Consider the following 12091-nt stretch of genomic DNA (forward strand, 5'->3'; position numbering starts at 1 on the left):
TTAGTCACCTTCTTCTACAGCTGCTAGCAAAAATTCTTCCATGCCGGTTAAGGTGGAATGAATGACTTGGACGGGAATATTTTTTTTAATTATTCTTCCATCCTTGATAATCGATACAGAATCTGCAACCTCTTCCAAAACATTAAGCAAATGGGAGGATATAAAAACGGTACCCCCTGTATTTGTAAACTCCTTCAAAAAAACTTTAAACTTTTTTAAGGCGACTGGATCTAAACCTAATGTAGGTTCATCATAAACTAATAACAATGGATCATGAATAACGGAAGCAATTATCGCCACTTTTTGTTTATTTCCTCTCGACAATTGTTTGATCGGTGTGTTCCGGTATTTTTCCATTTCAAAATCAGCAAGTAATTTATTAATTTTTTCCTTCAATAATGTAAAATCCTTTACCCCATATAAATGTGCCATGAAATGAAGATGTTCTAATAAGGTGAGATTTTCAAAGACAGCAGGGTAGTCTGGACAGTAGCCAATATACTGTTTATAACTTGGGTCGCGATAGTCAATAACCTTTCCTTGAAATTCGATTGTACCTTCATCAGCAGGAATAATTCCCATGATAATCTTAATGGTTGTTGATTTGCCAGCACCATTTCGTCCTAAATAGCCGTGAATTTCCCCTTTTGTAATGGTTAAAGAATCGATATTAAGCACTTCTTGGCCGTTATACTGTTTTCGGATGCCTTTCAATGATAAAATTCCCATTTTTTATCCCCTTTTATCAAAAAAATTGCTTATTATGGTATAATATTTCTTTGTAAGGCATATTATTAGATTAATGCTACCATTAGTCTAATATAACTTGAGGGAGATTATCCAGTATTATTCGGGCAATCTGGATAATCTCCTGACCCCATTAGCCAAGAATCATTTTAAACATTTCGTAAAGAGAGTACCCTTTTAAGAACCAGTCAACAATTTTCCCTGGGTTCTTCTTAACAAAGTCCGTAATTTTTTTCAGTGCTGCTGCTCCCTTCTTTGCAGCTGCTGCAGCAAAATCCCATGCAAACTTTAAAAATTCACCAACTTTGTGGAATGGTATTTTGGATACAAGCTTTTTCAGTAAATTAAAAAGTGCTGTCACTCTTTCTCCCCCCTTTATTCAAGATTCCCCTCAGGCCTTTGGGCAATTTTAGAATATAAGTTTTTTTTACAATCTTCAACAATATTTTTATAGTTTTCGTAAAAGCGAAATATTTAATCTCTTAATTAGGAGATTCCTCATTATTACCTTCAAATTCCTTTTTTTTATAGTGAAATTTTCATAGTTTTTCACAAATTAAACGACCATTTCGTTCATAAATGAAAACAAATTTGGCAATAAACAGGTCGAAAGTCCTATGACGAGGAGGAGAAAATCTCTACATATATTAATGATATGTGAAAAATTTCCCGTTTTATATTTTAAAAAAGGGATAGTTAACTGTATGTCGTAAATAACATATAGGAATTGTCCAGTAGTCACTCTTAGAGAATTGATGTATAGGAGCTTAGTTGCACGGGAGTAGGGAGAGAAGAGAATATTGAATAGTACATAAACCAAACTTAAGGGGTGGATATGAGGGGTATGGGCAATAAAGAGGAGTTTGAACAATTAGAACTTTTAATCATTCAACTTATTGCAGCTGAAAAAACGAACAAAGCTATTGCTAGAGAGCTAAACTACAGTCAAAGAATGGTAGAATACTATATTAATAAAATTTCAAAAAAGTTAGATGCTCAAACGAGGGCCGGTATCGTATATAAAGCCTGTCAATTAAAACTTATAAAATGATTACTGTTCCAACAAAAAACGGTTCAAAATGTATTCTCGTATGGTGCTTTTCAGTGCTTGTTATATTTGTATTTTATTAAACCCTTAAAGGAATGAATTCTCTTTTGATAGAAAAAATGAATAAGGCTGTTCTTTTTTAAACAACTTAACATAGAACAGCCTTGGATTCTATTATTTTTACTAAATACTCTTATCCAATTAAGAGAGAAGGTGTGTTTTTTAGATCGGAAATTCGTAATAATTGATAGCCAATTCCAGCAACTCCAGTAAAAAGGCCGACAGATGTATATCCTTGTATATCTAGAAGTTCGTATTTTCCTGTTGCTTCTTTTCTTTTAAGCATAAAGTTTGTGATTTTCATGACTTCCCTGTAATAAGATTCATCTCCAGTATATTCATATAATAAACAAAATAATTCTAATAAACCAGCATTACCATGACATAGGCAATCGTCATCGAGCAGATTGATTGCTGGAAAACTTCCATTTATTGAAGGCTTTTCGCTTCGTTCAAAAGATTGATTAACGAGTATTTTTCCAATTTCTGTGCCTACTCTTCCGTTGCACCAAGAATTGTTATCCACAAATTTTTCTTCATAATTTGCAAATAAATTTCTAGAGAAAATAATATATTTTGTATTATTTAATAGCCGACCTAAATGATGAAAAATGAATACATAACTTAATACTCCATGTCCAAAACCATTATTTTGAATAATTTCATTTGGTAGTTTTTCTTGAAGCCAATTAGCAATTAGACGACAAGCTTTTCTATTTGAAGAATTCGGCTCACTTTTATATAAACGAACATACAAAGATAACAAACCTAAAGCTCCGTTTATATAATCTGTGTCCAAGTATTTTTCTAAAGAAAGAGATGATGGATGGTAACCATTGAATGCACTCAATTTCTCTTCCATAAAATCATAGCGACTTGTTAAATAACTATAGGAGTATAATAACCCAAGTTCGCCAGAAATACCTATGTTTGTTAGCTTTTCAGGTTTTTGGATTCCTTGTATAAGTCTTCTTGCAAACGAATAATAGTTCTTATCGTTTGTTTTTTCGTATAGTTTTAAAAGAAAAAAAGCAATTCCAGCTGTTCCATTATAAAAACTATCATTAATAGGTGCTAATACGTTATATATATCATCTGTATAATTGATCCAAGTAATTCTAGTGCCATCTTGCAGTGCAGTTTGTATGATAGTTTCTGCAATTTTTATCGCCTCATTTATGTAATCAAAAGATGTATATTGATTTGAAGTATCATTTGCTGGTGGTGATACTGTTTTAACTTGCTTCATCGTTCGATTGATTGACAATTGAATTAACTCGCATTGTGTTCTTTTATCTCCAAAGCTGAGGCGACCCATTTTTTTGCGAAATAATAATAGGGAATTATATTGTAATCTGTTTGTGATAATATTTTTTTCTCCATCAATGACATTATTATTTTCTACTTGTAAATAGAAGATGGGAATATCATGAAATAATAGTTGGTTATACTCTGATAAAATAATTTCCTTATAAAAAATATTATAGGACCAAATATTCTCTAGTACCTTTTCCCGTTCAAGCATATCAGTTAATAAATCAGGGTGTAGTAGGTGGTTTAATAAGTCGTGATAGAATTGGGTGTTTCTAAAAATAATCCGAACATTTAACATGGAGAGAAAATCTGACAATAAATGTTCACTAAAATACTTTTTATTATTCAAAATTATATCATAGATTTTGCAAAATCCATGAATAATTGATTTTATGTAATGACATAAATTAACTTTGTTGTTTGGAATGTTCTTGGCATCCTTTGTTAAGATGTATTTTTCTTCATATCGTATATTATCAGTTTTATCATTTACTAACGTTTTAACTTTAACTGGATAATGTATTTGTCCACCTTTTAATGCAGATACATCAATTTCATCCATGCTAGCACCAATAATTTTTGGAAGGAAAGCAGTAGAAGTAACATTTAAAAACAGATTTTCGTTTATCAGATTATTTATCGAATGGTTTCCAAAAAAGTGCACAGGTTGTTGTAGAATTGTTTCTGTATCAACAAGCCAAGGTTGATTCCCAGCAGCAATAACATTCTCCATATGGATGTCAGTTGCATTGACCATATATAATAAAGCAAGTAGCTCTCCTGCAGCTTCATAATAATGATGAAGCTCGTGATTTGGGCATTTGTCATGTTCAATGTATTCTTGAAATGCATAGTTTTCACGTTCAATTGTTTTTATTGGTTTTAGATGAATGGAACTATCCCATTTTTTTAACATATCTATTATTCGGTTGATCCATGTATCTGTGAAACTAATTTTTGGTTTATAAACACATTTGCTCCCATTATTCCAATAAATAGTAGCAACAGTCTGTCCTTTATTATGAAAATCACCTTGATTAAAGGAAATATCAAAAATTGTATCGCTGCCAATATTGGTTACTTCTTTTAAGAATGGTTGATTTTCCATTAATCTCTTTAATATAAGTTGGACATTTTGGATAAAATTTTCGGTTCCGTGTAAAAGCAATCTTGTTAGTACGATATACTTATCTAAAAAACGAGCAATATTATTTATATCATCAAAATAGGACAAAAAGTTAATGTACTTGGCATGTGGATCGTCACCAGTTAACATTTGATTATGTTTTCGTATATTAAGCTCATAAACTAATGTTTTCTCTGCCTTTTGAATGATTATTTCTTCGTAAGTTTTTTGCATATTTTTAACAAAATCTTTGTGTGTTAGTCTAGGAAACTGCTTTACTATAAGTTGAATTTCTTCGCAAGTATAGTAAATAAACGGCCGCAATATATAGGAAAAACTATCCTTCTTAATAAGAGCAGACTCTTTATATTTTGAAAATATATTTTTAAGTAATAAATACCAACTGCTTTTTTCGACAAATTCCAATAATTTAATATGAATATTTTTAGGGAGCTGTTTTTTTACAGCTATAGTAAATATTTCTTTTTCATAGTTGTTTTGTTTTAACATAAGTTGAAATTCTTCTTCAGATAAAATACTCATCCCTTCTCTCCAATTTTGTAGAGAATGAATATCCATTGCTATATTAGGAAAATGTTCTTTTATAATTTGATAACGCTCCTGTATCGTTAAAGCTTTTATTAAATTATTAAATGGATAAATTTTTTCCACCCCCAAAAAAAAGAAATCCTATTGACAAGGATTTAAGAAGTGAACTACTTATTTTTTCTTAGGAACAAATTCTAGTAATCGAGATTGGTATTAAAGAAAAGAAAGTACAGCCACGGAACTGAGAGACATTTTCTTTTTTAAATAACTCTTCTAATTCTTTTTTTGAAGTAAATTTTAAACTTTGACCAATTGCCTCCGTTGGGTTCATTATTTCACCTCCAATAAAATGTTCTTTTATAGAAATATATTAAATCTAGTACGATGCTCTGGCAATAAAAGATAGAGAAGTTTGCGTATTGCCGAAATTATATAAAAATTACTTTTAAAACGAAGGGTATATTTCTTATAATGATTGTGCTAATAGTTAATAGGCATAGGGGGAATAATCGTGCTAACGATTTGTTATCGGGAATTTATTAATCTAATGAAAAGTATAAAATCGTTGCTAACAATTTTAATTATGATAGGAATGAGTTATGGGTTAGCATTTGTAGCAGAAGAACTTTTCAAGGAATTAACAGAAGAATTTGGGTTAACAAGTTTAGCAAGTTTAATGTTGATATTATTAGTATTTGGCTTCTTTTTCGTATTTAGTACATCACATGATATTTTAAGTAGGGAAATTCATAATCGGACAGCTAGATTTTTAGTGACAAAAGTTAGAAGAGAAGAAATTGTTCTTGGGAAATTTCTCGGTCTCTATCTTTATTGGTTTATATGTATTTTGATTACAAGCTTACTACTACTAACAGTAAATAAGCAATTTGTAATAGTAGATTTTATTGATTTACTAGTGTTTATGACATTTCCCATTGCACTTTGTCTTTTAGTTTCCCTGCTATTTCCTAGACCGGGTTATTCTATGTTTATCGGTTTTATTCTGTCTTTTAGTATTCCAATAATTAGTTTGTGGTCGATCAGCTCTACAAATATTATATTAAAATATTTGAAATTCCTTACACCCTATTATTATTCTTATAAAGGCGGTATCTATAGTTATTTAATACTCGTGTTGTCCAGTTTCATTTTATGTTTCGCCATTATTTTGTTTAGGAGGAAAGAACTTTGACACACGCAATAAAAATAGAAAACATTACGAAATACTATAGACCACGAAATGTAGTAGACCATGTTTCCTTTCATGTGAACCACGGAGAAATTTTTGGGCTTTTGGGGAAAAATGGTGCAGGTAAATCAACGATTATTAATATGATTACGGGAATCTCATTTCCGACTTCTGGGAATGTGTTTATCTATGGCAAATCAAACTCAAGTATGGAAGCAAAAAAACGGATGGGCGTCATGCCTGATTATGATACTTTTTATAGTTCGTTAACCGCACTTGACCATTTAGTATATTTTTCAAAGTTGAACAAAAAGAAAATTAGTAAGCACCAAATGATCAAAACGCTTGAAAGAGTGGGCTTAGGAAAGGATATTAGAAAAAAAGTAAAGAGCTTCTCATTTGGTATGAAGAAAAAGTTAGGCATTGCCCAAGCCATTATCACAAATCCAGATTTGATTATTTTAGATGAGCCAACTTCTGGCCTAGATGCTGAATCAGTCATTACCATTCAGCATCTTCTTAGAGAGTTAAATGAAGAAGGAAAGACAATTTTTATGACATCCCATAATTTAGATGAGGTGGAAAAGTTATGTACAAAAGTGGCGATATTAAATAATTCTCGACTAATGAGTATCGGCACATTGGATCAGTTAAAGAAAGAATATCAATCTAATATTATTATTCATATCAAACATTTGCCAATTAAATTAGCGGATGTAATAGATATCAAGGAATATTTACAATCTATTACGAAATCACTACATTGGAATGAAGAGTCTTTAAATATTGTCATTCAAGATGATTCATTTATTCCTATGATCATAAAAACCCTCGTTCATGCCAATGTTGATATTATGCGGATGGAAACAATTGAGCCTTCGCTAGAAGACATATTTTTAAGTAAAGGTGGTTCGAAAACAAGTGACTTGGTAAATTGGCAAGAAGCTTAATCTTTAAGAATGACAATCATGCTCTCCTCCTATTTTACTACTAACGAGGCTTTTTCCTTTAGAAGCAATAGGGAGGAGCTTTTTTGTTATGCTCCTTTTTTGCTGGACTGTTAAAATCATTGCTGGAAATTACAACAACTAGCGTAAATGTTTAACAGTCCTTTTCTATGCTTTCAATGGTAAAATAGGGGTAATAACAATTTATGAAGAAGTAAAGAAGGTAATAGAATGAAGGAATACTTGCAAAGTGATTGGGCTAATCTGTTAGTTGATGAATTTTCCAAACCATATTTTCGCCAGCTAGAACTGTTTTTACAAGATGAATATGAAAAGGAGATCATTTTCCCCCAACGAGAAGATGTTTTTAATGCGTTAAATGATACGTCATTTGAACAAACGAAAGTCGTTATTCTTGGACAAGACCCGTATCATGGACCGAACCAAGCGCATGGATACAGTTTTTCTGTTCAACCTGGAGTACCTTTTCCTCCTTCTTTGAAAAATATTTTTGCAGAACTACAAAATGATTTAAATTGCCCAGTACCTAATACAGGATCTTTAATGAAGTGGGCAAAACAAGGAGTATTATTACTCAATACGGTATTGACCGTCCGCCAGGGGCAAGCACATTCACATAAAGGAAAAGGGTGGGAAAATTTCACAGATAAAGTGATAGAGCTGCTAAATAAAAAAGAACAACCCGTTGTATATATATTATGGGGCGGGGCGGCACAAAAGAAAAATGAGCATATTGATACGACAAAACATTATATTATCCAATCACCTCATCCAAGTCCACTGTCCGCATACCGGGGTTTTTTCGGGAGTAAACCATTTTCCACAACGAATACTATTTTAGAAAAGCATCAATTAAAGGCAATTAATTGGTGTCTCTGTTAAGCAAACGTTCATTCAATCAGTTTGTAAACGAAATTTCGTGAAAAAATGGGTAAAATCATAAAGACAGCGAGGTGAATGGAATTAAAGTAAAATATTTGCGAAATATAGCTATTTTCCGCCAATTGAACTAGAAATTATGGATGATGTCCATTAAAATATAGATGAAACCTTTTATTCCAATTTACGTAATAAAATAATGATATGATAAGGATAGTGTAGAGAAGGAGCAACATTTGGTTAAACGGTATAGGCATATTTAGAGGCGGAAATCCGTTATACCGAAAGTTAGCATTCATAACACAACAATTACTCTAACTCACAGGAGTTGGTCTTATGCAATCTTTTTTTCAATTTATCATCCGTATATTTGCAGCGGGATTTTCTACGGTAGTAGCTTGGCTCATTAGTTTCTTTGGCTTTGATCAAAGTTTTTTAGCATCTGGGTTTTTCGCAATTGGAACGGGAGCAGCTATTTTCTACTTAATAAAATGGGGATTCCACCGTTATTTTTTATCCCAACACGGCATTACCCATCGGGAATATAAATTTATTCGACGAAACTTAAAAGAGGCAAAGCCGAAAATTCGGCGTCTTCAAAAGTCGCTTGTTAACTTGCGTAGTATTATTAATTTGAATCAAAATCTCGAAATATATCGGGTAGCGAATCGGATTTATACGACAACAAAAAAAGATCCACGACGCTTTTTTCTCGTCGAACAATTTTATTATAGTCATTTAGATACATTAGTTGAACTTTCGGAAAAACACGCCTTCCTATCATCACAACCGACGAAAACGAGTGAATTAAATGAGTCGTTACGAGAAACCCGGTTTATGATTAATAAAATGGCGGATACAGTAAAACAAGATTTGTACAATATGATCGAAGGCGATATTGATGACTTGCATTTTGAACTGGATGTTGCGAAACAAACGATTAAGCGGAAAAATGATAAAAGTAACTTAATTAAATAGTGTGTTCAACAAACAAGTGATGACACAAGATTGTTTATATGGAGTGTTATTGTTACAATTTTTCGTACGAAATATGTCGTAGTATTCAATGCAAAAATGGTGGCCTTGCATTAATCATTTACTTCTATTTGTGGAAGTTAGGAGGAAGGAATAAATGAGTGAACAAACGAATCGTAAGCTTGATGAGATACAATTAGATGACTTGTTAGCAAATCCATTTGCAGAACAGGAATTGATTACAGGTGAAGATGAACAAAACCCGGTATATGAAATGAAGAAGCAGGAAGAAGTTAAACCGAAGAAACTGGTGGAAGTTTTACCAGAAGAAGAAAAACAAAGGGTCTTCCAATTAGCAGAGCAAATTGACCCGACTAACCATCAAGCATTATTGCTATACGGAACGCAGGCTCAGTCGAAGTTATTAAACTTTTCTCATACGATGCTTGATCATGTTCAGAAAAAAGATGTCGGTGAAATTGGGGACATTTTAGCCGATTTAATGAAAAAGTTAGAACAAGTCAATCCAGAAGATTTACAGCCTGATAAACGCGGATTTTTATCAAGGATGTTTGGAAAAATCTCCAACTCAGTTAATGAGATTTTATCTAAGTATCAAAAGACGGGCGCGCAAATAGATCGTATTAGTGTAAAGTTGGAACATAGTAAAAAGGCGCTAATGGCTGATAATGCACTTTTAGAGAAATTATATGAAACGAATAAACAATACTTCCAAGCTCTTAATATTTATATTGCAGCTGGTGAAGTGAAGCTGGAAGAATTGGAAACGAAAGTAATTCCTGACTTAAGAAAAAGGGCGGAATTAAGTGGCAATCAAATGGATGTACAAGAAGTCAATGACATGATTCAGTTTGCAGAGCGGCTAGAAAAACGACTACACGATTTAAAATTAAGCAGACAGATTACGATTCAAAGTGCACCACAAATTAGGATAATCCAAAATACGAACCAAGCACTAGCAGAAAAAATACAATCTTCAATCATGACGGCAATTCCGCTTTGGAAAAATCAAATTGCCATTGCGTTAACATTACTTCGTCAACGTAGTGCCGTTGAAGCTCAAAAACAAGTGTCCAAAACGACAAATGAGTTGCTGCTGAAAAACTCAGAAATGTTAAAGACTAACTCGATTGATGTCGCTCGAGAGAATGAGCGGGGACTCGTAGACATTGAAACGTTAAAGAAAACGCAAGAAAACTTAATTTCAACACTAGAAGAAACTTTACGAATCCAAGCAGAAGGCCGAGCCAAACGCCAACAAGCGGAACAAGACTTAATCGTCATGGAAACCGAACTAAAAAACAAACTACTCGAACTAAAAAAATAGCACTAACGGGGGGACTGTCCCCAACAATTCAGAATTGTTGGGGACAGTCCCCAAAGCGCAAAAAAATCGGGCTGTCCAAGAGATGTTCCATCCATAATTTCCTATTATTTCTGTCAGTATGATTACATACTCAATAATTAGTGAAATTTTGGATGAAACGCCTTCCTTTACTTGTGACAGCCCTTCTAATGAGAGGGTAAAACTATTTATCAAAATATAACTAGTAAGCAATAATAGAAAAAACTAACTACGATTTTCCTCTTAGCAAAATGAAAGAATGTACAGATCCTATCAACTATTTTAAAATAACTTCCTTCATCTTAACTAACTTATCTACATCATCGAATTGGTAAGTGGCAACTTTTGCTCGCTCCCCTAATCGACCATACATTATTTCAATCGTATTATTAACAAATTTTATATAAAAATTGCTCGGAACTTGCAGATTTTCTTCACCTAGTATTTGTTCGGCAATATTTTCCGTTATGTCGAAACGAGTTCCATCCCATCTCAACATATGTAATTCTTTCGGATTGCCGTTAGTATCTTCCTCTTGCATCACAATTTCCATTGCTCCATCAATATCGACATCTATTGTAGTTGGATACCCATAATTATGGGTCCACATCAATTGATCAAAATAACTATTATAGATTAAATAATGGTAGCCAGATTCTCTAGAACCAATGGAACCTAATATATTTAAATAGTAGTTGCTTGCTTCGTATTTTTCTTCAATGATAGATGTTTTAATTTGTTGGGAATTTTCCACCGACTCAACAGTTCCTAAAGGAATCAAATCGTCTCTAAAATTAATATAGCCAACAATACTATCAATATTTTTTGCTTTATATAACTCCACCATTATGTTTTCATTATTTATTTCACCAAAATCAATCGTTTGTTGTAATTCACCTTTGTTTTTTTCTTTAGTAAAAGGATTCCATTCCCTATCATTTAGTTGGTAATAAGTCCACTGCTGTTGAAAATTTAATTCCACTTCATCGGGGAAAATGGCTAAATAATTTTTATTATTCATTGCAGCTGTAATAGAGTTGGGATTTTCTTGTATAGATGCTATATGTTTCGTTTTCTCTAAAACAATCAATACTAATACTGCCGTTATGGAAAGTAGCAATACCGTTGCAATAGAAACGAAAAATTGTGGTTGATAGTAATACTTTTTTTGCTTAGAAATTCGTAACATTAATTGTCTGTACGTTTTTTCCTTTTGCGTACTTGCTCGTTCCACTTCATTTAATTCTCGAAAAAGCGAATCAAACTTTTGTGAATCGTTCATCATTCACTTCACCACCTCGTCTATCCCAAACTTTTTTCAATGCATCCATTGCCCTCTTTGTCGCATTTTTTACTTTTACCTCATTCCACCCTAGTATTTCAGCCGTTTCCACTATGGAGAATTCCTTAATTTTTCGTAAAATCAAGACATCTTTATACTCAATCTTTAACGAGTGGATTGCTTCATATAATTGTTTTACTTCTTCTCCTTTGACTAATATTTCTTGTGGTGTTTCATAGTTTGCTAGTTCTATTTTTTCCTTTGTAAATAATTGAGAAAGCTTCTTTCGGCGAAAATAGTCATAAGTTAAATTTCGACCGATTTGAATAAGCCAAGTATCTGGTTTTGAGTTCCATTGAAACTCATCCCATTTTTTGTATGCTTTATAAAAAGTTTCTTGTGTTAAATCTTCAGCTGTTTCTTTGTTCCGAACTAATAAAAAAATATAACTATACACTTTATCGCTATATTGCTCATATATGTCTGCAAAGCTAAGTTGCCTAAGCAATTGCTCCATCCCCTTTTATCATCCCGTAAAAAAATCCCTAGTATTCTATCTTTATTAATTAGACGTTTATCTATTAAAAA

The 12091-nt window shown here is 32.4% G+C and carries 12 protein-coding genes; 6 read left to right on the forward strand and 6 right to left on the reverse strand.

The genetic code is table 11. From position 1 onward, the window contains the following. Positions 1 to 729: an ABC transporter ATP-binding protein gene (locus tag BN1242_RS02285; RefSeq protein WP_062350735.1), complete on the reverse strand. Its 729-nt coding sequence runs from the start codon at positions 727 to 729 to the stop codon at positions 1 to 3. A 151-nt stretch (positions 730 to 880) separates the two neighbouring features. Next, entirely contained in the window at positions 881 to 1108 is a 228-nt protein-coding gene (locus BN1242_RS02290; RefSeq protein ID WP_062350742.1) for an AMEP412 family response elicitor, read from the reverse strand. 483 nt (positions 1109 to 1591) lie between these two features. On the opposite strand from BN1242_RS02290, the gene BN1242_RS02295 reads away from it, so the two are divergent. Beyond that, entirely contained in the window at positions 1592 to 1798 is a 207-nt protein-coding gene (locus tag BN1242_RS02295) for a response regulator transcription factor (RefSeq protein WP_062350745.1), read from the forward strand. Between the two features lie 190 nt (positions 1799 to 1988). Here BN1242_RS02295 and lanM read toward each other — a convergent pair whose 3' ends face one another. Both lanM and BN1242_RS13600 read right to left on the reverse strand, forming a co-directional pair. After that, positions 1989 to 4967 carry a type 2 lanthipeptide synthetase LanM gene (lanM, locus tag BN1242_RS02300; protein WP_238985074.1) on the reverse strand — a complete coding sequence of 993 codons (2979 nt, stop codon included), beginning with the start codon at positions 4965 to 4967 and terminating at the stop codon, positions 1989 to 1991. A gap of 58 nt (positions 4968 to 5025) precedes the next feature. Beyond that, positions 5026 to 5175 (reverse strand): hypothetical protein, encoded by a 150-nt coding sequence (locus BN1242_RS13600; protein ID WP_158661039.1) that lies wholly within the window; start codon positions 5173 to 5175, stop codon positions 5026 to 5028. 180 nt (positions 5176 to 5355) lie between these two features. On the opposite strand from BN1242_RS13600, the gene BN1242_RS02305 reads away from it, so the two are divergent. From BN1242_RS02305 to BN1242_RS02325, 5 genes are all read left to right on the forward strand, one after another. Then, positions 5356 to 6036 carry an ABC transporter permease subunit gene (locus BN1242_RS02305; protein WP_062350751.1) on the forward strand — a complete coding sequence of 227 codons (681 nt, stop codon included), beginning with the start codon at positions 5356 to 5358 and terminating at the stop codon, positions 6034 to 6036. Continuing rightward, complete coding sequence (locus tag BN1242_RS02310; protein WP_062350754.1) at positions 6033 to 6983, forward strand: ABC transporter ATP-binding protein; 951 nt, start codon at positions 6033 to 6035, stop codon at positions 6981 to 6983. The genes BN1242_RS02305 and BN1242_RS02310 overlap by 4 nt, the downstream gene beginning before the upstream one ends. A 228-nt stretch (positions 6984 to 7211) precedes the next feature. Further along, positions 7212 to 7883, forward strand: a complete 672-nt coding sequence (locus tag BN1242_RS02315; RefSeq protein WP_062350757.1) for a uracil-DNA glycosylase — start codon at positions 7212 to 7214, stop codon at positions 7881 to 7883. A 333-nt stretch (positions 7884 to 8216) separates the two neighbouring features. After that, positions 8217 to 8858 carry a 5-bromo-4-chloroindolyl phosphate hydrolysis family protein gene (locus BN1242_RS02320; RefSeq protein ID WP_062350760.1) on the forward strand — a complete coding sequence of 214 codons (642 nt, stop codon included), beginning with the start codon at positions 8217 to 8219 and terminating at the stop codon, positions 8856 to 8858. Between the two features lie 154 nt (positions 8859 to 9012). Further along, positions 9013 to 10203, forward strand: a complete 1191-nt coding sequence (locus BN1242_RS02325) for a toxic anion resistance protein (RefSeq protein ID WP_062350762.1) — start codon at positions 9013 to 9015, stop codon at positions 10201 to 10203. A gap of 295 nt (positions 10204 to 10498) precedes the next feature. Here the strand turns inward: BN1242_RS02325 and BN1242_RS02330 are convergent, their stop codons facing one another. Beyond that, the gene (locus BN1242_RS02330) at positions 10499 to 11506 is read right to left on the reverse strand and encodes a hypothetical protein (protein WP_062350765.1); all 1008 of its coding nucleotides are present in this window, start codon (positions 11504 to 11506) and stop codon (positions 10499 to 10501) included. Next, the gene (locus tag BN1242_RS02335; protein WP_420805996.1) at positions 11481 to 12011 is read right to left on the reverse strand and encodes an RNA polymerase sigma factor; all 531 of its coding nucleotides are present in this window, start codon (positions 12009 to 12011) and stop codon (positions 11481 to 11483) included. Before BN1242_RS02335 ends, BN1242_RS02330 begins: the two co-directional genes overlap by 26 nt. Between the last annotated feature and the right edge of the window lie 80 nt (positions 12012 to 12091).

Origin of the sequence: Bacillus kwashiorkori (assembly GCF_001375515.1) — a bacterium.
Classification (GTDB): Bacteria; Bacillota; Bacilli; order Bacillales; family Caldibacillaceae; genus Bacillus_BK; species Bacillus_BK kwashiorkori.

Bases quoted from the DNA above. Each gene is read 5' to 3' on its own strand.
- BN1242_RS02285 (WP_062350735.1), bottom strand. From the start codon at position 729: ATGGGAATTTTATCATTGAAAGGCATCCGAAAACAGTATAACGGCCAA.
- BN1242_RS02295 (WP_062350745.1), top strand. From the start codon at position 1,592: ATGGGCAATAAAGAGGAGTTTGAACAATTAGAACTTTTAATCATTCAA.
- BN1242_RS13600 (WP_158661039.1), bottom strand. From the start codon at position 5,175: ATGAACCCAACGGAGGCAATTGGTCAAAGTTTAAAATTTACTTCAAAA.
- BN1242_RS02315 (WP_062350757.1), top strand. From the start codon at position 7,212: ATGAAGGAATACTTGCAAAGTGATTGGGCTAATCTGTTAGTTGATGAA.
- BN1242_RS02320 (WP_062350760.1), top strand. From the start codon at position 8,217: ATGCAATCTTTTTTTCAATTTATCATCCGTATATTTGCAGCGGGATTT.
- BN1242_RS02325 (WP_062350762.1), top strand. From the start codon at position 9,013: ATGAGTGAACAAACGAATCGTAAGCTTGATGAGATACAATTAGATGAC.
- BN1242_RS02330 (WP_062350765.1), bottom strand. From the start codon at position 11,506: ATGATGAACGATTCACAAAAGTTTGATTCGCTTTTTCGAGAATTAAAT.